The 21,286-nt window shown below is 66.0% G+C and carries 19 protein-coding genes and 2 pseudogenes; 8 read left to right on the top strand and 13 right to left on the bottom strand.

All coding sequences use genetic code 11. The features are described from left to right. Window positions 1–129: 129 nt before the first annotated feature. The 5 genes from ABIA65_RS00105 to hydA form a co-directional block, all read right to left on the bottom strand. A complete protein-coding gene (locus ABIA65_RS00105) occupies window positions 130–1,269 on the bottom strand; it encodes a PucR family transcriptional regulator (RefSeq protein WP_354522210.1) in 1,140 nt (379 codons plus the stop codon). 3 nt (window positions 1,270–1,272) lie between these two features. Beyond that, entirely contained in the window at window positions 1,273–2,028 is a 756-nt protein-coding gene (locus ABIA65_RS00100; protein ID WP_241401511.1) for a maleate cis-trans isomerase family protein, read from the bottom strand. After that, a complete protein-coding gene (locus ABIA65_RS00095) occupies window positions 2,018–2,806 on the bottom strand; it encodes an SDR family NAD(P)-dependent oxidoreductase (protein ID WP_241401510.1) in 789 nt (262 codons plus the stop codon). The genes ABIA65_RS00100 and ABIA65_RS00095 overlap by 11 nt, the downstream gene beginning before the upstream one ends. Before the next feature lie 54 nt (window positions 2,807–2,860). Beyond that, the gene (locus tag ABIA65_RS00090) at window positions 2,861–4,180 is read right to left on the bottom strand and encodes a M20 family metallo-hydrolase (RefSeq protein WP_241401509.1); all 1,320 of its coding nucleotides are present in this window, start codon (window positions 4,178–4,180) and stop codon (window positions 2,861–2,863) included. A 73-nt stretch (window positions 4,181–4,253) separates the two neighbouring features. Then, the gene (gene hydA / locus ABIA65_RS00085; RefSeq protein WP_354522209.1) at window positions 4,254–5,672 is read right to left on the bottom strand and encodes a dihydropyrimidinase; all 1,419 of its coding nucleotides are present in this window, start codon (window positions 5,670–5,672) and stop codon (window positions 4,254–4,256) included. Window positions 5,673–5,881: 209 nt separating this feature from the next. Between hydA and ABIA65_RS00080 the strand changes: the two genes are divergently transcribed. After that, window positions 5,882–7,024, top strand: coding sequence for a helix-turn-helix domain-containing protein (locus tag ABIA65_RS00080; protein ID WP_354522208.1), 1,143 nt, complete (start codon window positions 5,882–5,884; stop codon window positions 7,022–7,024). A gap of 10 nt (window positions 7,025–7,034) precedes the next feature. On the opposite strand, the gene ABIA65_RS00075 is transcribed toward ABIA65_RS00080, so the two are convergent. From ABIA65_RS00075 to ABIA65_RS00065, 3 genes are read right to left on the bottom strand one after another with little or no spacing between them, the layout of a single operon-like run. Further along, on the bottom strand, window positions 7,035–7,979 hold the full coding sequence (locus ABIA65_RS00075; protein ID WP_241401506.1) for a DUF808 domain-containing protein: 945 nt from the start codon (window positions 7,977–7,979) through the stop codon (window positions 7,035–7,037). Between the two features lie 43 nt (window positions 7,980–8,022). After that, the gene (locus tag ABIA65_RS00070; protein ID WP_354522207.1) at window positions 8,023–9,057 is read right to left on the bottom strand and encodes a CobW family GTP-binding protein; all 1,035 of its coding nucleotides are present in this window, start codon (window positions 9,055–9,057) and stop codon (window positions 8,023–8,025) included. A 20-nt stretch (window positions 9,058–9,077) separates the two neighbouring features. Next, the gene (locus ABIA65_RS00065; protein ID WP_241401504.1) at window positions 9,078–9,521 is read right to left on the bottom strand and encodes a VOC family protein; all 444 of its coding nucleotides are present in this window, start codon (window positions 9,519–9,521) and stop codon (window positions 9,078–9,080) included. Window positions 9,522–9,653: 132 nt separating this feature from the next. On the opposite strand from ABIA65_RS00065, the gene ABIA65_RS00060 reads away from it, so the two are divergent. Then, the gene (locus ABIA65_RS00060; protein WP_354522206.1) at window positions 9,654–10,658 is read left to right on the top strand and encodes an alpha/beta fold hydrolase; all 1,005 of its coding nucleotides are present in this window, start codon (window positions 9,654–9,656) and stop codon (window positions 10,656–10,658) included. Between the two features lie 57 nt (window positions 10,659–10,715). On the opposite strand, the gene ABIA65_RS00055 is transcribed toward ABIA65_RS00060, so the two are convergent. Continuing rightward, on the bottom strand, window positions 10,716–11,294 hold the full coding sequence (locus tag ABIA65_RS00055; RefSeq protein WP_241401502.1) for a sigma-70 family RNA polymerase sigma factor: 579 nt from the start codon (window positions 11,292–11,294) through the stop codon (window positions 10,716–10,718). A gap of 290 nt (window positions 11,295–11,584) precedes the next feature. Here ABIA65_RS00055 and ABIA65_RS00050 point away from each other — a divergent pair, with 290 nt between their 5' ends. The 3 genes from ABIA65_RS00050 to ABIA65_RS00040 all read left to right on the top strand — a co-directional run bounded on the left by ABIA65_RS00050 (window position 11,585) and on the right by ABIA65_RS00040 (window position 15,722). Continuing rightward, on the top strand, window positions 11,585–12,478 hold the full coding sequence (locus tag ABIA65_RS00050; protein WP_241401501.1) for a LysR family transcriptional regulator: 894 nt from the start codon (window positions 11,585–11,587) through the stop codon (window positions 12,476–12,478). Window positions 12,479–12,621: 143 nt separating this feature from the next. After that, window positions 12,622–13,377: a beta-phosphoglucomutase family hydrolase gene (locus ABIA65_RS00045; protein ID WP_354522205.1), complete on the top strand. Its 756-nt coding sequence runs from the start codon at window positions 12,622–12,624 to the stop codon at window positions 13,375–13,377. Next, window positions 13,374–15,722: a glycoside hydrolase family 65 protein gene (locus ABIA65_RS00040; RefSeq protein WP_241401499.1), complete on the top strand. Its 2,349-nt coding sequence runs from the start codon at window positions 13,374–13,376 to the stop codon at window positions 15,720–15,722. The genes ABIA65_RS00045 and ABIA65_RS00040 overlap by 4 nt, the downstream gene beginning before the upstream one ends. Before the next feature lie 24 nt (window positions 15,723–15,746). On the opposite strand, the gene ABIA65_RS00035 is transcribed toward ABIA65_RS00040, so the two are convergent. Beyond that, window positions 15,747–17,159, bottom strand: coding sequence for an NCS2 family permease (locus ABIA65_RS00035; RefSeq protein WP_241401498.1), 1,413 nt, complete (start codon window positions 17,157–17,159; stop codon window positions 15,747–15,749). An 82-nt stretch (window positions 17,160–17,241) separates the two neighbouring features. Here ABIA65_RS00035 and ABIA65_RS00030 point away from each other — a divergent pair, with 82 nt between their 5' ends. Then, window positions 17,242–17,901 carry a hypothetical protein gene (locus ABIA65_RS00030; protein ID WP_241401497.1) on the top strand — a complete coding sequence of 220 codons (660 nt, stop codon included), beginning with the start codon at window positions 17,242–17,244 and terminating at the stop codon, window positions 17,899–17,901. Between the two features lie 147 nt (window positions 17,902–18,048). Here ABIA65_RS00030 and ABIA65_RS00025 read toward each other — a convergent pair whose 3' ends face one another. After that, window positions 18,049–19,278 carry an MFS transporter gene (locus ABIA65_RS00025; protein WP_354522204.1) on the bottom strand — a complete coding sequence of 410 codons (1,230 nt, stop codon included), beginning with the start codon at window positions 19,276–19,278 and terminating at the stop codon, window positions 18,049–18,051. 119 nt (window positions 19,279–19,397) lie between these two features. On the opposite strand from ABIA65_RS00025, the gene ABIA65_RS00020 reads away from it, so the two are divergent. Next, window positions 19,398–19,937, top strand: coding sequence for a TetR/AcrR family transcriptional regulator (locus tag ABIA65_RS00020; RefSeq protein ID WP_354522203.1), 540 nt, complete (start codon window positions 19,398–19,400; stop codon window positions 19,935–19,937). Between the two features lie 49 nt (window positions 19,938–19,986). Continuing rightward, window positions 19,987–20,877, top strand: a complete 891-nt coding sequence (locus ABIA65_RS00015; RefSeq protein ID WP_354522202.1) for a LysR family transcriptional regulator ArgP — start codon at window positions 19,987–19,989, stop codon at window positions 20,875–20,877. Here ABIA65_RS00015 and ABIA65_RS00010 read toward each other — a convergent pair. Further along, a pseudogene (locus ABIA65_RS00010) lies at window positions 20,843–21,127 on the bottom strand (amidohydrolase family protein); the annotation flags it as partial. The gene ABIA65_RS00015 and the pseudogene ABIA65_RS00010 sit on opposite strands and share 35 nt — an antisense overlap. Next, window positions 21,118–21,286: pseudogene (locus tag ABIA65_RS00005) on the bottom strand (class II aldolase/adducin family protein); the annotation flags it as partial. The pseudogenes ABIA65_RS00005 and ABIA65_RS00010, both read right to left, overlap by 10 nt.

Raw genomic sequence — 21,286 nt, 5'->3', positions numbered from 1 at the left:
TTGCCGGTCATAGCGAAAATGCTAGAGCCGCGATGTGGCTGTACCCATAGTCCTGGTGCAACGTGATCCAGCTCGCACAGTGTGCGCCTGCACAATCGAGGCAGGTTCGGTCCGTGCGAGCGACCAAACTCATGGCCGCAGCAGACACAGTTGCACCATGGCCTGCGACCGAGGTGTCCGGAGGCTGATCCCGGTGGCATCCTCGAACTTCCGGAGGCGATTGAGCACTGTGTTGCGGTGGCAGTACAGCTTGGCGGCCGTGGTCGAGACCGACCCGCTCTCGGCGAATGCCAGTATCGTCTCGACGACGAGGACGCGATCGTTCATCGCGGCCAGAGGTGCATCCACGTAACTGCGAAGGTCGTCGATCACCGTGCACAGTTGTGAAATCGACAACTTCGACCAAGAACGGCGAAGAGTCGTCGCCTCGACACCCAGCTGGGTGAGCATCCGCACGGTCGATGCTGATCGGAAGACGTTCTGTAGCTGAACAGTTCGTGGCGCCACTGCTCCGATAAGTCCAGACAGCAGGTCGGCTGCCAACGTCTCGTCATCAGGCCAGCGGCGGTGTGCGGGCAGCAGGATCAGCGTGACTCCCGTACTCGTGTGATGCAACGCCGCAACGTCGACGCCAACGAGTCGTGGGATCGCTGCAGCGGGGACTCCCTCTGCGGCGAGCCCCACGACCCAGTAGGAGGCCGTCTCGTCGAGACCCAGGACCTCGGCCGCGCGACGCACCGTGGTGGGGCTCGGCTCGTCGGACAGCAAGTCAGACAGGCTCTGCTGCTGTTCGATGATGTTGTTGCGCGCGATTTGCAGTCGCTGATCCAGGTAGCCCTGTTGGACCGCGCCGGCGAAGTCGTCGACCACTTTCCAGAGTTGACCCACGTGCATGGCGAGTACGCGCATATCGGTGTCATCGGCCATGCGTAACAACGCCGACCACGCGACCAGGAAGTCGCTGCGGACCGCGGCGCTCAGATTCTCCAACGCTATGCCCTGACGCGCGCGTAGCGCCCCGACCGCTGTCGGGAACGCGATGAGCTCGTCCGAAAGGGGCCTCTTCAGCAGGCGTCCGAGAAGGTATCGAAATGCGTCTCGGGCACTGTCTTTCAGGTCGTTCGGATCGGGCACGCTGTCGTAGTAGCGTGCGCCACCCTCGATGCGCTCGAGATACTCGGCCGCGAGCTGTTCGTCAATGACGGCGAGTTTCTCAAGGAGGATCTGCCACCGCCGGTGGGCTTCGTCAAGTTCCGGCAAGTGCTGCACTGGTCAACCCAACGGCCCCGCAAGATGAGACCCCCATCGGGGGTTCAAGGGATCGGCTCCCACCGCCGCTAGGCACGCCGCGAGGGTCACCGCCACCGAATCAAGCACGGGCAGCATGATTTCGGCTTCGGCTGTCTCGACGGCGTTGGCGCCGTGCAGATTGGTGCACACGTAGGCGATCGCGTCAGGCTTGCTGTGTGCGACTTCCCGGGTGGGCGCCAGCAGCTCCTCGGGTCGGATCCGGGCGATATCGGTGGTCTCGGTGAGACCGAAGCCGTGTGCTGCGGTCACCGTGATGCCCTCGTCGCCGTAGCACTCGCCGATCTTGGCGTTCATATCGTCGGGGTAGGGGGTGACAATGCCGAGGCGGCGCACGCCCAGCGCGCCGAACACCGCCATGTAGGCCTGGGTGCTGGTGAGAGCCCGCACGCCGGTCGCAGCGGTGATGGCGTCGGTGATCGCGCGGTCATGCGCCGTGCCCAGCCACGAACCCGCGGTACCGTTCCATGCGATCACATCGACGTCGGCGGTGGCCAGCAGGGCCGCGGCCGACTCCATTCCGGCCGTGTCGAACTGGGCATCCGAGGCGCCGTCGAGCCCAACCCGGCCGACCTGGACGCGGGTGAAGTGGACGCTCACGTCGGCCCGGCCGTCCAGCATCTGGTACGTGGTGGGCTCCAGGCAGGTATTCGACGACGGCACGATCATTCCGATGCGGGACACCCGCGGCCCAGCGGCGTGCGAATGCTCAGACGGCACGGGTGATTCCGCCGTCATTGGTGATGGTGGTTCCGTTGAGATAGGCGGCCCGCGGCGAGGCCAAGAACACAACCGAGTAGGCGATATCGCGTGCGCTGGGGATGTAGGACAGCGGGAGGTTCTCCAGGTAGCGCTCTTCGGCCTCCTCGGGTGTGCAATCCCAGTCCTTGGCGTTGGCAGCGAACTGCTTGACCAGCCGCGCGGTCCGGACCGGGCCCGGGCACACCGTGTTGATCATGACGCCCTGAGCGCCGACCTGCAGCGACAGCGACTTGCTGAAGTTCAGGATCGCGGCGTTGGCGGCGGCTCCCGGCATGTGGTACTCCAACGCCTGCTTACCGGAGTTGCCCGCGACATTGACGATGCGCCCGCTGCCGTTCTTGAGCAGGTGCGGCAGTGCCGCCCGCGTCATGCGGATGAAACCGAACAGCTTGAGGTTGATGTCAGCGACCCACTGCTCGTCGGTGAGGTCACCGAAGCCGCCGAAGGATGACGCGCCGGCGTTGTTGATCAGGATGTCCAGGCCGCCGAGTTCGTCGACGACATTGGTGACCACCGAGTCGAAGACGGTCTTGTCGCTCAGGTCTGCGGCCACGGACACAGCTTTGACACCGGTCTTGGCCGAGATCGAGGCGCAGGCATCCTTCAACGCATCGCCGCGGCGGGCCACCAGGGCCACGTCGGCCCCCTCTTCAGCCAGCAACTCAGCGGTCGCCAGCCCGATGCCGTCGCTGGCGCCGGAGATCAGTGCCCGCATTCCCTGCAGTCCGAGGTCCATGGTTTTCTCCTGTCGAGATGTGAGGTTTGTTGAGGTTCGGTGGTATTCGTCGGATCAAGGGCGGTCGGCCATAGCCGAATCGAGCGCGCCATCGAGCATGCGGGCCAGCGTCTCGGTGAGAAGATCCACTCCGGTGCACAGATCCTCGTCCGCAGTGTATTCGGCCTCGGCGTGCGAGATTCCGTCCACGCTGGGGACGAACAACATCACCGAAGGGACGATCTCCTTCATGTTCGTCGAGTCGTGGCCGGCTCGGGTCTGCACCAGCATGCTCGACACGCCGAGGTCATCGGCAACGGTGCGCGCCAACTCCACGCCCTGCGGCTGATAGTGGTGGCCGGGCCAGACGTGGGCCTTCCGGTGCTCGACCTTGACCTTGGCGCGGATCTCGGCCTCGGCGATACGCTTTCGCAGCGCGGCGTCGGCGGCTGCAAGCAGTTCATCGTTGTCGGAACGCAGGTCCAGGTGCATGTGGACCTCGCGCGGTACGACCACCGGAGAGTTGGGCAGCACGGTCATCTGCCCACAGCTGGTGTGCAGTTCATCTCCGAACTCGTCGGCGATGTCGCGCAGCGCCACCACGATCAGCGACGCACCCAGCAGTGCATCCTGACGGTCGTCGATCGCTGTGGCTCCGGTGTGGCCTTGGGCTCCAATGACATTCAACTCGTACTTGTTGGCGGCCCACGTGCGGTCCACCAACCCGATGGTGACGTTGTCCTTTTCCAGCTCGCGACCCTGTTCGATATGGATCTCGGCATAGGCCGCCAGCCGCCGCGCGTCCTCGTCGGCTCCGAACACGTCTCGCTCGCCGATGCTGTCGATGGCCGTCAAAGCCTCACGGACGGTGACACCATCGTGGTCGGTGATGTTGAGCGTCTCCTCGAGATCTGCTGCGCCGGTGAACACCGCGCTGCCCATCAGGGACGGCTTGAACCGTGAGCCTTCCTCGTTGAACCAGTCCACTACGGCGATGTTGTAGCGCGGTGTCACACCGGATTCGGCGACTTGACGGCGAATCCGGTCAGCCGCGGCGGCGCCGGCCAGCACGCCGTAGGCGCCGTCGAATCGGCCGCCGCGGGGTTGACTGTCGAGGTGTGAGCCGACCAGAACGTATGGTGCGCCGGCTTGAAATTCCAGCAGTCCAAACAGGTTTCCCACCCTGTCGACTTCGACGGTGAATCCCCGTTCGCGCAGCCACTGCGAGAACCACTCACGCATCTGGCCGTCTTCGGCGGTGGCGGCTTGTCGCTCCACGCCGCCGGCCGGGGTCGCCCCGATGACCTCCAGTTCGGCCCACGAGTCCAGGAACTCGCGGTCGCGAGTCGAGTCGAGGGTGATGCGCAAATTGGCCTTGTTGGCTCGCGCGGTCATGACTTGCCTCCAGACATGATGGATTGCATGATCCCGCTCGGGATCAGGTTGTGCAGATGTGGTCGATCGGGGCTCAGATCAGATATTGCGAGAGTCCGCGTTTGAGGTAGGCGCCGTGGCCTTTTCGGCCGAGGTATTGACCACGATCGACTATGACCTTGCCGCGCGACAGCACGGTCTGCACGCCGCCGTCGATCTCGAAGCCCTCCCACGTGGAGTGATCGACATTCGAGTGGTGGGTCTTCTCGAAGCCGATCGAGGTGTGCGCTTTCGGGTCGTAGATCACGACGTCGGCATCGGCCCCCGGGGAGATGATGCCCTTGCGGGGATAGAGCCCGAACATGCGCGCAGGGGTGGTTGCGCAGACGTCGACCCACCGCTGCAGGCTGATGTTGCCGTTCACGACGCCCTGATACATCAGGTCGATGCGGTGTTCGACGCCGGCCATCCCGTTGGGGATCTTGGAGAAGTCGTCGAGCCCCATGTCCTTCTGCCCCTTGAAGCAGAACGGGCAGTGGTCGGTGGACACCGTCGCCACGTCCCCGGTGCGGATGTAGCGCCACAGCTCGTCCTGATGGTGCTCCTCGCGGGAGCGCAACGGTGTGGAACACACCCACTTGGCGCCTTCGAACCCGGCGGCGCCCAGCTGCTCCTCGAGCGACAGGTACAGATATTGCGGGCAGGTCTCGGCGAAGACGTTGGCTCCGGTACCGCGGGCCGTGGCGATCTGTTCCATCGCTTGCTTGGCCGAAACGTGCACCACGTACAGCGGGGCACCGGTGACCCGCGCCAGCATGATGGCGCGGTGGGTGGCCTCCTCTTCCAGTTCCCACGGCCGTGACACACCGTGGAAGTACGGCGAGGTCTCACCACGGTCGATGTGCTGAGCCACCAGCTGATCGATGGCGATGCCGTTCTCTGCATGCATCATCGTCAAAGCGCCGTTGCTGGCGCACTGCTGCATGGCCCGCAGGATCTGTCCGTCGTCGGAGTAGTACACCCCCGGGTAAGCCATGAAGAGCTTGAAGCTCGTCACGCCCTCATCGACCAGTTCATCCATCGCTTTGAGCGCGTCGGAGTCCACGCCGCCCAGGATTTGATGAAAGCCGTAGTCGATCGCACAGTTGCCCGCGGCCTTCGAATGCCAGGCAGCCAACGTGTCCTGGACCCGCTCGCCTTGTCGCTGGATCGCGAAGTCGATGATCGTGGTGGTGCCGCCGTGTGCGGCCGCGCGGGTGCCGGTCTCGAAGGTGTCGGAGGCGACGGTGCCGCCGAAGGGCATCTCCATGTGGGTGTGGGCGTCGACGCCGCCGGGGATGACGTACTTGCCCGAGGCGTCCAGAACGCGGTCGAACGTCTGCTGGGGATCGCCGAAGGGAGCCAGCTCCGGATCGACCAGGGCGGCGATGCGCTCACCGTCGATGAGTACGTCGAGCGCCTGACAACCTGTGGGTGAGACGACGGTGCCGCCGCGGATGTACGTCGTGGTCATGGCAACTGATCGTATGGGCGGCAAGGTGATCGAACCCATAGCCACGGTGCAACTGGTTGACCCGTGCAAATTGTGCATGAGCACACCGGGGGGCGGTATGCGCCCGAGATTCGTGGCCCGAATTGGGCATCGGTGATCAGGTGTCGCCCAGGTCTGGTCCCGGTCGCACGCCCTACACACCGTTCAGGAGTGCAGTAGCCTGCCGGGTGATGCGCAATCTGTCCGGTCGCCGCGACGACACCCGGCTTCGCTGGCGGTGGCTGCTGCAGAAGCTCGACGACCTGGACGACGACCTCGCCGCCGAGTACCTGGTGCAGATCGACCGGGGTGCCCGGTTCTACGACAGCGTGCCCGCGGAAGATGATTTGCTCGAGGCGGCGCGACTGGCGTTCCGCTATCTTCTGGCGACGCTCCTGGACCGTCCGATGACCCCGGAACTGGCGGAGTTTCCCGCCGCGGTCGGAGCCTTGCGCGCCAGCCAGGGCATCGCGTTGGAGAACCTCACCGCGGCGGTGCGCACGGACTTCCTCGTAGCGTGGTCGGCCCTGCTGAGGCTCGCCGGTGACGATGACATGACGGTGCTGACGCTGCATGTCGACGTGCTCTGGAAGGCTGTCGACGACTTCGCGATCAGAGTGCAGCGGGGCTATGTGGACCAGCGGCTGGCGATGGCAAGGACCAGCACGCTGGAACAGCAGCAAAGCCTGTCCGACGTGTTCTCCGGAGAGCCGACACCGACCAGCGTTCGTCGTGCCACCCAGATCCTGGGCCTAGATGAGGCGGCCACGTACTGGGTGATCGGAGTTGCCGGTGAGGACGCTGGACGCAGCGTCACACGGCGTCTGCTCAGTCGACACCACGCGGCGCTGGACTACGTCAACCGCGGTGTGACGCTCATCCTGGTGGCCGCGGACGGCCGCTGGACCGACGATGAGTCAGTGGTGGCGGACCTGCTACCCGGCCTCGAAGGAGCCGTCGCACCGCGATCGGTCCCGCTGTCGGAGGTGCATCGTGCTGCGGCGACTGTCCGAATGCTTGTCGATCTGGACACCAAGGCGACCACACTGCGTCGCTCCTGGGCCCAGCTGTCGATAACTCAGCTCTCGGAGGTGATCGAGGACCTGCGCGGGTACGTTCTCGGTCCACTCCACGACCTGCACGACTGCGAGTTGATTATCGAGACGATCCAGGTGTTCGCCGACAGTGGTTCAGTCGCCGACACGGCGTCCGCGCTCTACTGTCACCGCAACACGGTCATGAACCGGATCCGCAGGTTCGAGGAGGCCACCGGCATCAGCCTGCGCAGCCCACGCTCGTTGGCGATGGTTCAGCTGTGCCTGCTGCCGGCCTAGCCGAAAACCCTTAGTGCGCGGCCTTCTTGCCGAACGGCAGGACACTCACGATGGCCACGACGATCGCTCCGACCACAAGACCGATCACCGCGGACGCGCCGGTGTTGACCAGCCAGGCCAGCACACCGCCGACACCGTATTGGTCGGTGGCGTGGTGGACGTACTCCTCGCCGTGGTGGACCAGGGCGTACGGCCCGCGCCAGCCGAGAGTGTTCGTTCCGGTCAACAGGATGTGGCCGCCGACCCACAGCATCGCGACGGTGCCGATGGTTGACAGTGCCGCCAGCACCTTGGGCATTCCGGCGACCAGGCCCCGGCCCGTCTTCTGCGCGAACGTCGACGAGCGTTGCGCCAGGCTCAGGCCGACGTCGTCCATCTTCACGATCACGGCGACCACACCGTAGACGGCGACCGTGATGACCAGGGCGACGACGATCAGGATGATGAGACGCGGCCAGAACGACTGGTCGGCCACCTCGTTGAGCGCGATCACCATGATCTCGGCCGACAGAATGAAGTCGGTGCGGATGGCGCCGGCCGTCATCTGCTTCTCGGCGTCCTCGCCGACGGCGGCGGTGGGTACGGCGTGGCTGTCGTGCCCGCGGATCCGGCCCCACACCTTCTCGGCACCCTCGTAACAGAGGTAGGTCGCGCCGAGCATGAGGATGGGAGTCAGCAGCCATGGCACGAACTGGCTGAGCAGCAACGCCGCGGGCAGGATGAACAGCAGCTTGTTGCGCAGCGATCCGATCGCGATGCGCTTGATCATCGGAAGCTCGCGGTCGGCGGTGATGCCGTGCACGTACTGCGGCGTGACGGCGGTGTCATCGATCACGACGCCCGCGGCCTTGGCCGTGGCCCGCCCCGCGGCCGCACCGATATCGTCGACCGAGGCCGCCGCGAGCCGCGCCAGCGCCGCGACGTCGTCGAGCAGTCCGAACAGTCCAGCACTCATCGGGTCGCCACCATGACACCGAAGGCTACCTGCAGCCTTGACGTCACACGCTGAGCCGCCGGTGTCGCTGAAGTCGTCGGATGCCGGCAGTCGGCGCGGAACCGTCGTGCGGCAGCAATGCGGCATCGACCAGGGCGCGAACGGCGTCGACGTCGAAGTCCGTGCCGATCGCGACGAGACTGTTGGCACGTGCCGCGGGTGGCGCGGGTGCGATGTGCACCGACGTGCCGACCACGTTGACGACGTAGGTGCGCGCCCGGGCGCGGTAATTGACGGCGACGGTGCCCTTGAGCCGGTACACCCCGGTGGGCGGCGCTTCGAGCAGGTCGAGCAGTGCGCCGGGGTCCACGCAGCCGTCGCTGGTCGCGGTGACGGCTGCGGCATGAACGTGCGCGTTGTGGTGGTGATCGCCGTGGTCGGGGTGTGGGGTGTCGATCAGCAGTTCCCGGAATGACAGCTGGCCGGAGCCCTCCGCTGCGTCGGCCACGTCATAGAGCAGGGTGGGGTCGATCTTCGCCCCGATGGCCCCGACCACGTGGACATCCGGATTGCGTTCCCGCACACGGAGTTCGATGCGCTCGAGTGAGGCGGAGCGGTCGGCCTCGGGGATCTGGTCGAGTTTGTTGACCACGACCAGTGACGCCGCGCCGTACCGGGCGGGTGGATTGGTGCCGCGGTCGACGGTGTCGAAGTGTGTGGCGGCGTCGATGACTTCGACGACACCTCCGTGCCGGATGCGCTCGACCCCACTGAAGCGGATGATCCGGGAGATGGCGATGGGATCGGCCAACCCGCTGGCCTCGACGATGATGGCGTCGAGGTCCAGCTTGGGGTCGGCGAGCTTGGCCAGTGCCTCGTCCAGTCCGCCGTCGTCGGGTAGGCAGCAGATGCATCCGCCCGTGATCGACGCGGCCTCATCGACCTGCCCGGTCACCAGCGCGGCGTCCACGTTGAGTTCGCCGAAGTCGTTGATGACGACCCCGATCCGTGCCCCCGGTGCCCGCAGGACGTGGTTGAGCAGGCTCGTCTTGCCCGCGCCGAGGTACCCGGTTAACGCGATGACCGGTATCGCTCCCATGATCGATGAGTCTAGGACGGTCACCGACCGGGAAGCCGCGTGGTCACTTCCTGGAGGATCCATCCGTTGCCGTCAGGATCGCTGAACGAGGCGAAGGATCCATAACTGGTGCGCTGCGCATCGGGGCCGGGGACACGCGCCGCGGTTCCGGCATGGTGGAACACCCCACCCGCGTCATGGAAGACCTCGCTCACGGCGACGCCACGGGAAGCGAGATCCGTTCGGGCCGCCTCGATGTCGGTCACCACCAGGTGAAGGCCCTCCACCGAACCCGGCGCGGCGGCGCTGACGCCGGTGCCGAAGATGACCGAGGCGGGCGAGCCGGGCGGGGTGACCTGGATGACCCGGAAGTCCGGAGCGGTGCTGAAGTCGGCGTCCAGACGCCACCCCAGTGCCTCGTAGAACTCCTTCGCGCGGTCGACGTCGGAGACGGGTATCACGACGACCTCGAGCCTCATGTCCATGGCGGTTCCCTTCGTTGTGGCGCCGTCGACCGGCGGTCGTACGCGCTCCTGCGTCCAAACGCATTCGGATCATGACGTATTCACTCGGTTGGCACGGTGAATCGATATGTGCCGTCGTACGTTCTGTGTCTCATGATGAACAGAAGAGACCTCGCTCGAGTCGTCGGGCTGGCAGCGGCAGGTGCCACGGTCGGCGCGTGCACGCCCAAGCAGGAACCCGCACCGGTGCAGTCCATGGGGTACACCGGTTTCCCGAGCATCAAGCACATCAAGGCCGGCGACCTGGACATCGGCTATGCCGAGGACGGCCCTGCCGACGGTCGGCCGGTCATCCTGTTACATGGCTGGCCCTACGATATCCACAGCTACGTCGACGTCGCACCGTTGTTGGCGCAGCGCGGATTTCGTGTGATCGTCCCGTACCTTCGGGGCTTCGGCAGGACGTCCTTTCTCTCGGCGAGCACCGTCCGCAATGGCCAGCAGGCGGCGCTCGCCAGCGACGTCGTCGCGTTGATGGACGCGCTCGACATCCCCGACGCCGTCATCGGCGGTTTCGACTGGGGCGCCCGGTCGGCGTGTGCGGTCGCGGCGCTGTGGCCGCAGCGCTGCACGGCGTTGGTGTCGGTGAGCGGCTATCTCATCGTGAACCTGGTCGCGAATCTCGAACCTCTCACTCCGCAGGCGGAGCACGGCTGGTGGTACCAGTACTACTTCGTGACCGATCGCGGCGCGAGAGGCTACGCGCAGAACACCCGTGACTTCAACAGGCTGATCTGGACCGAGGCGTCACCGTTGTGGGCGTTCGACGACGCCACCTACGACCGCAGCGCCGCGGCGTTCGCCAACCCCGACCACGTCGACATCGTGATCCACAACTACCGCTGGCGGCAGAGCCTGGCCCCTGGCGAGGCCCGCTACGACGAGCTGGAACGCCGGTTGGCGGCCAAGCCCGTCATCACCGTGCCAACGATCACGGTGTCCAGTGACTTCGACGGTCCGGCCAAGGACGGCAGCGGTTACCGCAAGCAGTTCACCGGGAAGTACTCCCACCGAGTGCTGGACGGTATCGGGCACGACGTGCCGCAGGAGGCGCCGCGCCAGTTCGCCGATGCGGTCATCGAGGTGGCCGGCTACTGACCGGCGGCCACCAGCATTGTCAGCGCGAGCATGGCTGCCGCGGCGGCCGTCGACGCGCTACGCCGCGACATCATGTGGACCGCATCCCTCATAGCCGCGTTCCCGCGCGATCTCGCACAGTTCGAGACGCAAACGGCGGCGTGCCCGGTGGACTCGAGACATGACCGTTCCCACCGGAATGCCCTCGGCTGCGGCGATCTCCTTGTAGGACAGCTGGCTGATATCGGCGTAGTAGACGACCGTCTGCAGGTTTTGAGGCAGCTTCCGCATCGCCCGCGCGATATCGTCGTTCGGCAGCCGCGTCAGTGCCTGGGACTCAGCCGACGACAGGGCGGGGGACCAGCGGTTCTCGGCGGCGAGCTGGGAATCGGTGAACGAGTCGGTGAGGGATTCCTGGGGGCGGCGCTCCGCCCTGCGGTGCGTGCTGATCCACGTGTTCACCATGATCCGAAACATCCACGCTCGCAGGTTGGTGCCCGCGTCGAACGAGGCGTAGGCAGCCCAGGCCTTGGCGTAGGTCTCCTGCACGAGGTCCTCGGCGTCCTGGGCATTCTTGGTGTATCCGCGCGCCGCCCGCGCCAACTGTGGGCGCAGTGGCAGTGCGTCGGCGATGAAGCGATCGCTGTGGTCCGGCATTGAAGATGTTGGGCGAGAGTCGGATTGGGTGAGATGACTGAGCGTCATGGTGGCCCCTTCGGGGGTTGTGGCGGGTGGACTCATCCATCACATCAACGACCGATCATCGAGTCCAACGATCGTTTTTGATGAAACCCATCGATTTCAGCGATGACCTAGTCGCAGGGGTGGAGAATCCCTCGGCCGCGTCGCGCGTTCATGAAGCCATGAGGCCACTCGTGCGTGACGGTCATCGCAGCGAGCGATTGAACAGGCAGAACTGCATCTGTCCGACTGATAACTTCGTGAGGATGGAACTGCGCCAGCTCGAGTACTTCATAGCGGTCGCCGACGAATTGAGTTTCACCCGCGCCGCGCAAAGGGTGCACGTCGTGCAGTCGGCGTTGTCAACGTCGATCAAGAAGCTCGAAGATGAACTGGCTGTGCAGCTTTTCGACCGATCGAGACAACAGATCCGGCTGACGCCCGCCGGTGAGGCGCTGTGTGGCCACGCCCGTGAACTCCTTCGCTCGGCCCGTATGGCGAAGGACTCGCTGAGCGACTACCGCGGGCATCTGACCGGAACGGTCGAGTTCGGCTCACTGGTCACATTCGGCGGCCTGGACGTCGCACGGGTGCTCGGGGACTTCCATGAGGCGCATCCGTTCGTGCGGCTCCGGCTGCGCCTGAGCCAGGCCGGTTCCTCGGCGTACATGACATCGGTCGCCGACGGCTCGTTGGATCTGGCGCTGGTGTCCGGGGCGGACCGTTTTCCACCGGCCATCGAGATGCACCTGCTGGCGGAGGAGTCGATGGTGTTCGCCTGCCGTACCGACCACCCCCTGGCCACGCGTAAGCGGCTGCGGCTGACTGAACTCGCGGATGAGGATTTCGTGGGCTTTCCAGCGGGTTTCGGCATCAGGCGACTGATCGACGACGCGTTCGCCGCCGAAGGCGTCACGGCGCGCACACAGTACGAGGTGCCCGCCGACTACACCGTCGCTGCGGGACTCATCCGCAACAACCTGGGGACCGCCTTCATGCCGGGCAGCGAACTGGTGCGATTCGACGATCTGGTCGGCATCGCGGTGACGGCACCCATCATCTGGCAGATCCATCTGGCCCGACCCAGGCCCCAGAACACCAGCCCAGCCGCCGAACGACTCGCGACGATGCTGCTCGGGGCGGCCCAACAGCAGATGTAACCGCGCTCTACGTACTGGGAGTCTTCGCTCCCTGGCGCCGCTGCCGCGCACGCATCTGGCTGGCGCTCACCTGAAAATCGCCCGAAATGGGTACGGGGGTTCGGTGAAGCTGCTGCGATTGGGAAGTGAGTGGGTACCAGGGAGTGAGAAGGACAGCGTTGGGACTACCCGAGGACATCCGTGCCTGCCTCTTCGACCTGGATGGTGTGCTCACCGATACCGCGAGCGTGCACCGCAAGGCGTGGAAGGCCATGTTCGACGACTACCTGGCCGCACGTGCGAAGAGCCGAGGCGAGCCCGCGCGCCCGTTCGACGCTGACCGCGACTACCGCGACTACGTCGATGGCAAGAAGCGTGAGGACGGGGTGCGGGCGTTCCTCGCGAGCCGCGACATCACCCTGCCAGACGGTGCGCCATCCGACGACCCCGGTGCGGACACGGTGTACGGCCTGGGCAATCGCAAGAACGCGCTGTTTCAAGAGGTGCTGCGCGGTGAGGGCGTCGATGTGTTCGAGGGATCCAGGAAGTATCTGCAGGCGGTGCACGACGCCGGGCTGTCGGTGGCGGTGGTCTCGTCGAGCGCCAACACCCGTGAGGTGCTGCGGATCACCGGACTGGAGAGCCTCGTCTCGCAACGTGTCGACGCGCTGACGATGCGCGACGAGAACATCGCGGGTAAGCCTGCACCCGACTCGTTCCTGCGGGCGGCGCAGCTGCTCGACGTGCCGCCGAAAGAGGCGGCGGTCTTCGAGGACGCGATCGCCGGTGTGCAGGCCGGGCGGGCGGGCCACTTCGGTGTGGTCGTCGGCGTCGACCGGGTCGGTCACGCAGAAGCGCTGCGGCGCAACGGCGCCGACGTCGTGGTATCCGATCTCGCCGAACTGATCGGGACCACGTGAACAGCCACGACGCATATCCCGTCGAGCCCTGGCACATTCGCGAGACGACCCTGAATCTCGACCTGCTCGCACAATCCGAATCGGTTTTCGCACTGTCGAACGGCCACATCGGGCTGCGGGGCAACCTCGACGAGGGGGAGCCGCACGGTCTGCCCGGCACCTATCTCAACTCGTTCTACGAGACCCGCCCACTGCCCTACGCCGAGGCGGGTTTCGGCTACCCCGAGGACGGCCAATCGCTTATCGACGTCACCAACGGGAAGATCGTGCGGCTGCTGGTCGACGACGAACCGTTCGACGTGCGGTACGGCGAGTTGATCGAACACGAGCGGGTGCTCGACATGCGGGCCGGCACGCTGGGCAGACGCTCCCGCTGGCGGTCACCGGCAGGCAAGGAGGTGCTGGTGACCTCCACTCGGCTGGTGTCTCTCACGCAACGCAGCGTCGCCGCCATCGAGTATGTGGTCGAGGCTATCGACCAGTTCACCCGGGTGACGGTGCAGTCCGAACTCGTCGCCAACGAGGATCAGCCCATCCCGTCAGGTGATCCGCGGGTCGCGGCGGTGCTCAAGGCACCGCTGGAGGCGGTGGCGCACGAAATCGCCGACCGCGGTGCGATGTTGATACATCGGACGCGGTCCAGCGGCCTCACGATGGCGGCTGCTGCGGACCACCTCGTGGAGGTGCCCGGGCGCGTGGAGGTCGACACCGACGTCGGCGAGGACTGGGCGCGCACGACCGTCATCTGCGGGCTGCGGCCGGGTCAGAAGCTGCGGATCGTGAAGTACCTCGCCTACGGGTGGTCGAGCCTGCGCTCGCGTCCTGCGCTGCGCGATCAGGTCGCGGGGGCCATCGCGGGAGCGCGCTACACGGGGTGGCAGGGACTGCTGGATGCGCAGCGTGCCTATCTCGACGACTTCTGGGACAGCGCTGACGTCGAGGTCGAGGGGGACCCCGACTGTCAGCAGGCGGTGCGGTTCGGGCTCTTCCACGTACTCCAGGCCAGCGCGCGGGCTGAGCGTCGCGCGATCCCGGGCAAGGGGCTGACCGGCACCGGCTACGACGGCCACGCCTTCTGGGACACTGAGGGATTCGTGCTGCCGCTGCTGACCTATACGGCACCTGACGCCGCCGCCGACGCGCTGCGGTGGCGGGCGTCCACCCTCGATCTGGCCCGCGCGCGTGCCGCAGAACTCGACCTGGTTGGTGCCGCCTTCCCGTGGCGGACCATCGCGGGGGAGGAGTGTTCGGCCTACTGGCCGGCGGGGACCGCGGCGTGGCACGTCAACGCCGATATCGCGATGGCCTTCGAGCGCTACCGCGTGGTGACGGGAGACGAGACCCTCGAGAGGGAGTGCGGCCTCTCCGTCCTGATCGAGACGGCCCGGCTGTGGATATCGCTCGGGCACCACGACCGCCACGGGGTGTGGCATCTGGACGGGGTGACCGGCCCGGACGAGTACACCGCGGTGGTGCGTGACAACGTGTTCACCAACCTGATGGCCGCGCACAACCTGCGCATCGCGGCAGAGGCCTGCGAGCGCCATCCGAACGAGGCGAGTGAACTCGGTGTCACGACCGAGGAGATGGCGACGTGGTGGGATGCCGCTGCGGCAGTGCACATCCCGTACGACGTGGAACTGGGCGTACACGAGCAGTGCAAGGGGTTCACGACACGGCGGGAATGGAACTTCAAGGACAACACCGTGTATCCGCTGCTGCTCCACGAGGCGTATGTGCGGCTGTACCCGGCTCAGGTGATCAAGCAGGCGGATCTGGTGTTGGCGATGCACTGGCAGGGCCACGCGTTCTCGCAGGAGCAGAAGGCGCGCAACGTCGACTACTACGAGCGACGCACCACCCGCGATTCCTCATTGTCGGCGTGCACGCAGGCGGTGTTGTGCGCCGAGGTCGGGCACCTGGAACTGGCGCACGACTACGCCTACGAGGCCGCGTTGATCGATTTGCGGGATCTGCACCACAACACCGGTGACGGACTGCACATGGCGTCGCTCGCCGGAGCGTGGACCGCACTGGTGGCTGGCTTCGGTGGGATGCGCGACGACGAGGGTGAGCTGATGCTGAATCCGGCGTTGCCGGAGGGTATCGCGCGGCTACGGTTCAGGCTCCGCTGGCGCAACTTTCGACTGCTCATCGATGTCGACCACGATGAGGTGACCTATACCCTGCGGGATGGCCCCGAGGGCACGATGACGGTCAGGCACGGAAACCGTCACGTGGACTTGACTACCCACGCTCCGACGACCCTGCCGCTCATACCTCGTGTCGCGCTGTTGCCGCCACCACCGCAACCGCCGGGACGAGAGCCGTGGCACGGCCACTGAGGCCAACTCGCGGGTGTACCGGCGTCACATTCCGATCAGGGACTCGATGCCGCCGCGTGCGAAATACACGACGAAGCCCACCGTGACGATCCACAGCAGCGGACTGATCTCGCGCACCTTGCCTGCCGCGGAACGCATTACGACCCACGCGATGAAGCCAACGCCGATACCGTTGGCGATCGAGTAGCTGAACGGCATCACCGCGACGGTCAGCACCACAGGCAGCGCCACGGAGAACTCGGAGATGTCGACGTGACGCAGATGAGCCACCATCATTGAGCCGACGATCACGAGTGCGGCCGCGGCGACCTCGGTCGGCACGATCGACGCGAGCGGTGAGATGAACATGGCGGCGAGGAATAGCGCTCCCGTCACCAGGTTGGCGAGACCAGTGCGGGCGCCCTCCTCGATGCCCGCGCCGGATTCGATGAACACGGTGTTCGACGACGACGATGTCGCGCCGCCGACCACCGCGCCCGCGCCCTCCACGATCAATGACGCGCGCAGCCGTGGGAAGTTTCCCTGTTCGTCGGAGAGCCCGGCCTCGCGGGACACGCCGGTGAATACGCCCATCGCGTCGAAGAAGTTCGCGAACACCAGCGTGAACACCAGCATGACCGCGGCGAGGATGCCGATCCGGCCGAAGCTGGCGAAGCTGAACTCGCCAACCAGTGACAAGTCGGGTACCGCGAAGGGCGACCCGGACAGCGTGGGCACCGACAGGCTCCAGCCGCCGGGACGCTCGGCCGCGGACCCGAGGTGCCAGATCGCCTCGATCACGACCGCGATGACGGTGCCTGCGACCAGTCCAATGAGGATGCCTCCGCGCACCTTGCGCACGACGAGGATGCCGGTCGCCAGCAGCGTGAAGACGAAGACCAGTGTCGGCACCGTGCTGATCGAGCCGACTCCGCCGGCGCCGAGGCCGACCGGTGGTGACGGCCGGCCGGTGGAGCTGATGAAGCCCGCGTCGACCAACCCGATGAACAGGAGGAACAGCCCGATACCCGCGGTGATAGCGAGCTTGAGTTGCATTGGCACTGCGTCGAATACGAGTCTGCGTAGCCCAGTGGCTGCGAGGATCACGATAATGAGGCCGTTGATGACGACGAGGCCCATCGCCTCGGGCCAGGTGAGTGAGCCGACCACCGTCGTGGCGAGGAACGAGTTGATGCCGAGCCCGGCGGCGAACGCGAACGGAAGCCGCGCGATAACACCGAACAGGATCGTCATCACGCCTGCCGCCAGCGACGTGACCGCCGAGACCTGTGTGAACTCCAGGCTGTTCCCGGCGACGTCCGGGGCGCTGGACAGGATGATCGGGTTCAACACGATGATGTAAGCCATCGCGATGAACGTGACCACACCACCACGGAGTTCTGCGGCGACCGTCGACTGGCGCGCAGAGATCTCGAAGAAGCGATCCAGGCGGTTCATGCCTCGACCCTAAGTTCGGCGAACGATCCTTTCCTGTCTTTGAGTTCGGAGCCCCGTTCGGCCGCAGTGGCATGCTTGTGTGGTGGGGTTGTTGTTCCGACTGGCCGAGCTGTTGCTCATCCTGGTGCCCTTGGCCGGGGTGCTGTACGCCGGGTGGCGCACGTTTCGCCGCGTCGGAGGTGCCGAAGAGCCCGCCGGGCAGGCGGCCGACGGTGTCCCCGTCGCGCGGCGCTCCGCCGATCAGGCCACCCAGTGGCGCACCATCACCCGCACGGTCGAGCAGCATGACCGCACGGAGTCGCGCTGGCTGGACTATGAACTGGACGCGGCGAAGCTTCTCGACTTCCCGCTGATGACCGATCTGAGCGCGCCCCAGGTCATGGCCTTCCACAAGGCCAAGCTGCGGGCCGACCTGCTGCGCCCGGCCCGAGCGGAGGATCTGCTCGACGACCGGGAGTCGGCCGGTGATTACCTGGCGGCGGTGCAGGACTACGTGACGACCTTCAACGCGGCCGAGGCCGAGGCCATCCGGCTTCGGCGCAGCGACTTCACCCGGGAGGCGCAGCAGCGCATCGCCCGCGCGCAGAGCCTGCTTCGGGTGGCGGCGGACCCGTCGGCGACAGTGCAGGAACGCGCGCAGTCGCTGACCCTCGCCGACGTCGAACTCGACGGTCTCCTCGTGCTGCCGGAGACCACACGTGCGAGCCTCGAGCGCGGCATCGCGGGCGAACTCGGCGGGTAGATCGATACCGCGGCCAGCGCGTGCGCCTTGAATGCCCGGGCTGCTCCGCTGAGTCGATACGGCTGTCGCTCGACGCGAGCGTGGAGTTCGGTGGGTATGGTCGGCGAGGCGATAGTCCTCTATGTGAAGCCCGAAAAGAGATAGGGGCTACTTGTCAGCGGGATTGGTGTTCGAAACGCACATGTCGCCCACTGTCTTTGCTTCCTTCACGGTGTCGTTCGACAGTCCGTGCAAGGGCCCCGCGACGCGAGCGATAAGTGGGCTGACTGCGGCGAACACCGCGAGCACGACAGCGACGGCGATCGCACCGTCTGGGCCGTAGACGTCTGTCGCCACCCCCGCGATGGCCGTGCCGATGGCGCCACCGGCGAGGGCCGCACTGGTGAGCCATCCGAAAGCCTCGGACGCCGCGTGTTCGGCAATCTCGTGCGACACCATGATGTACAGGACCGACATCGCCGGGGCGAAACCCAATCCGGAGACGAACAGCGCGATGAATTGGAGCGCAAGATGTTCGACGACTCCGAACAACGCCACGCCGACACCAACCAGTGCGAGAGCCGCCACCACGCCGACCACGCCGATCCGCCGATGCCCGAAAGTGAGCCCACCGATCAGAGATCCGACGCTCGCCACGGCGATCGCGGCACCGGCCATGACACCGCTGCCGCCAAACGTAGCGACAATGCCGACCTCGAGGGCCATGAACGATGCGACTAGCGCCAAGCTGGCGACCATGGCGAGTAGAACTGCCCGGCTAGCCAGGACCCTGCCGAATGCCGACGTGCTGCGTCCGACTCGCGGTTTGAAACTCCTTGCGCTCCACAGGAACCAGCCCGTCCCGACTATCGTGACGCCGGCGGACAGGACCAACGGGGCGGCAGTGGACACCGCGGAGGCGAGAATCGTCGCCGCAACGGGGCCGACGACCCAGATCAGTTCCTGAGCTGTGGTGTCGAGTGCGAATAGCACCCGCACACCGTCGCGAGGCACCATCAGCGGATAGAGCGCGCGGCACACCGGTATCAGCGGCGGCACCGAGGCTCCGATGAGCACGCCCATTCCCATGAGGACTATCGGCGCTGGATCGGCGAATGCAAGCGCCAACATGCTGGCCCCATTGGCCACGGCTGCCACCAGCAGAATCGGTGTCATGCCAAACCGCCCGGCCAGACGAGCGGTGATCGGCATGGCGACGGCTTCCCCCACGCTGACGCAGGCCACCACCGCGCCAGCAACAGCGTAGGAGCCGGAACTGGACTGCACGTGCAGCAATATCGCGAGGTTGAGCATGCCCAAGGGCAGGCGGGCGAACAGTTGTGAGGCGGTCACATTCAACACGCCCGGTACTCGGACCAGGTCGCGATAGCCCGCCATCAAGCAAATCCTTCCGTCATCCGTCCTGACAGGAGCGCACGCGCGCCTTGATCTGACGGTACGACTGGACTGTACCGTCCAGACGGTACAGTATTGCTCTCCTGTCGTAGGCTGGGCAAATGACTTCTTCGCGGCAGCGAATTCTCGACGCGTACGAGGATGTGCTGGCCGCGGAGGGCGAGCGCTACACCACGGTGGAGGCTGTCGCAGCCAAGGCGGGTGTGTCGAAAGGGGGGGTGCTGTATCACTTCCCGTCGAAGGACCGATTGGCCGAGGCGCTATACGACCGAGTGCTGGCCCTGGCCGTCGAAGATGTCGACCAGATGCGCACCGCGCCCGACGGGCCCGCCCGCTACTACATCAGAACGTCGCGTTATGCGGGCACCCCGTTGGATCGCGCGCTGGTGGCGGTCGCCAGATTGCGCCAAGGTGGCGACACCCGAGCACGGGAAGTTCTCGAAGACGTATCGGGCACGTGGTTGCGTGTCCTGCACGAGGCGCTCGGTGACCTTGACGTCGCACGTGCAGTCAAACTGATCGGTGACGGCTTGTACTACACCGCCCTGCACAGCGCGCTCGACGATCGCACCGAGAGTGATGACGACGAGGCCGGGCTGCTAGCGGTGATCGACCGGATAGTGAGTGTGGACTCGCACTGACTGGGCGTAGCCCCGCTAATGTATTGGGTGCAGGATTAGGCTTCCTAATGTGGCGCTGGACAGTCAGCAGTTGGCGGCCCTGGCGGCCGTCGTCGAGACGGGATCGTTCGACGCGGCGGCCGCGACGCTGCACGTCACACCGTCTGCGGTGAGCCAGCGGGTCAAGGCGCTCGAGCAACGCGTGGGTCAGGTGCTGGTGCGACGCGAGCGGCCCTGCACGGTGACGGCGGCGGGTGTGCCCCTGCTGCGGCTCGCGGCACAATCGGCCCTGCTGGAGGCCGAGGCGCTCGCCGAACTCGGCGGCGGCGACGCCACCTCGGCCCGAATCGCGTTGGCTGTCAACGCCGATTCGATGGCGACGTGGTTCGCATCGGTGTTCGAGCGGCTGGACTCCGTGCTGTTCGACGTCCGGATCGAGGATCAGGATCACTCCGCGCGTCTGCTGCGCGAGGGCACCGTGATGGGTGCGGTGACCACGGAGCGCGCCGCGGTGCCGGGATGCCGCGTCCAGTCATTGGGCGTCATGCGCTACATCCCGGCGGCGGCCACGGCCTTCGTGCAGCGGTACCTGCCGGACGGATTCACCGCCCGGGCGGCCGCGCAGGCTCCGTCCATTGCCTGGAACCGTGACGACGCTCTGCAGGATATGTTTCTGCGCAAGCTGTTTCGCCGTCAGCTGACCCCGCCGACCCACTTCGTGCCGACGGCGGAGGGGTTCGGTGCGGCGGTTCGCTGCGGCCTCGGTTGGGGGATGTTTCCCGAACAGCTGGCGGATTCGACCAAGGATCTGGCCAGGATCTCCGAGCTGTACCTCGACGTGCCGCTGTACTGGCAGTGCTGGAAGCTCGACAGTCCGTTGGTCGCGAGCGTCACCGACGCGGTGCAGTCGGCGGCCGCTCTCGGCCTCAGTAGGCGTCCGGATTCTCCTGGACCGCCGTAGGCCCGGGATGCTGATAGAGCCGCGACGCGTTCTCCCACGTCACCTTGCGGATGATGTCATCCGGCAGACCGCTGATCTGCTCGTGGACGGTCTTTTGGGTGTGCGGCCAGGTCGAATCGCAGTGCGGATAATCGGCTTCGAGCATGATGTTGCCCGCGCCGATCCGCTCGTGCTGGAGGAACGACGACTGGTCCTCCACCGCGCAGAACCAGAAGTTGCGGGTGAACACCTCCGCTGGCGTCAGCGATTCGCGGCGCGTTCGATCAGCGATGCCTGCATGCCCACCATGTCGCCTCGATTCATCGGCGAGGGCTTCCGGCCGGTCAGCATCACGTCGTAGGCCAGCCGGCACACGCGCTCGATGGACGCCGCCCGGTAGACCGCCTCGGCCAGGTTGCGTCCGGTGATG

Origin of the sequence: Mycolicibacterium sp. 624 (genome assembly GCF_040548615.1) — a bacterium.
Classification (GTDB): Bacteria; Actinomycetota; Actinomycetes; order Mycobacteriales; family Mycobacteriaceae; genus Mycobacterium.
This window is presented reverse-complemented; position numbering and strand designations above follow the sequence as displayed.

Coding starts and splice junctions, on each gene's coding strand:
- ABIA65_RS00095 (WP_241401510.1), bottom strand. CDS start 2,806: ATGGACCTCGGACTGCAGGGAATGCGGGCACTGATCTCCGGCGCCAGC.
- ABIA65_RS00090 (WP_241401509.1), bottom strand. CDS start 4,180: ATGACCGCGCGAGCCAACAAGGCCAATTTGCGCATCACCCTCGACTCG.
- hydA (WP_354522209.1), bottom strand. CDS start 5,672: ATGACCACGACGTACATCCGCGGCGGCACCGTCGTCTCACCCACAGGT.
- ABIA65_RS00080 (WP_354522208.1), top strand. CDS start 5,882: ATGCGCAATCTGTCCGGTCGCCGCGACGACACCCGGCTTCGCTGGCGG.
- ABIA65_RS00075 (WP_241401506.1), bottom strand. CDS start 7,979: ATGAGTGCTGGACTGTTCGGACTGCTCGACGACGTCGCGGCGCTGGCG.
- ABIA65_RS00070 (WP_354522207.1), bottom strand. CDS start 9,057: ATGGGAGCGATACCGGTCATCGCGTTAACCGGGTACCTCGGCGCGGGC.
- ABIA65_RS00065 (WP_241401504.1), bottom strand. CDS start 9,521: ATGGACATGAGGCTCGAGGTCGTCGTGATACCCGTCTCCGACGTCGAC.
- ABIA65_RS00060 (WP_354522206.1), top strand. CDS start 9,654: ATGATGAACAGAAGAGACCTCGCTCGAGTCGTCGGGCTGGCAGCGGCA.
- ABIA65_RS00055 (WP_241401502.1), bottom strand. CDS start 11,294: ATGCCGGACCACAGCGATCGCTTCATCGCCGACGCACTGCCACTGCGC.
- ABIA65_RS00050 (WP_241401501.1), top strand. CDS start 11,585: ATGGAACTGCGCCAGCTCGAGTACTTCATAGCGGTCGCCGACGAATTG.
- ABIA65_RS00035 (WP_241401498.1), bottom strand. CDS start 17,159: ATGAACCGCCTGGATCGCTTCTTCGAGATCTCTGCGCGCCAGTCGACG.
- ABIA65_RS00025 (WP_354522204.1), bottom strand. CDS start 19,278: ATGGCGGGCTATCGCGACCTGGTCCGAGTACCGGGCGTGTTGAATGTG.
- ABIA65_RS00020 (WP_354522203.1), top strand. CDS start 19,398: ATGACTTCTTCGCGGCAGCGAATTCTCGACGCGTACGAGGATGTGCTG.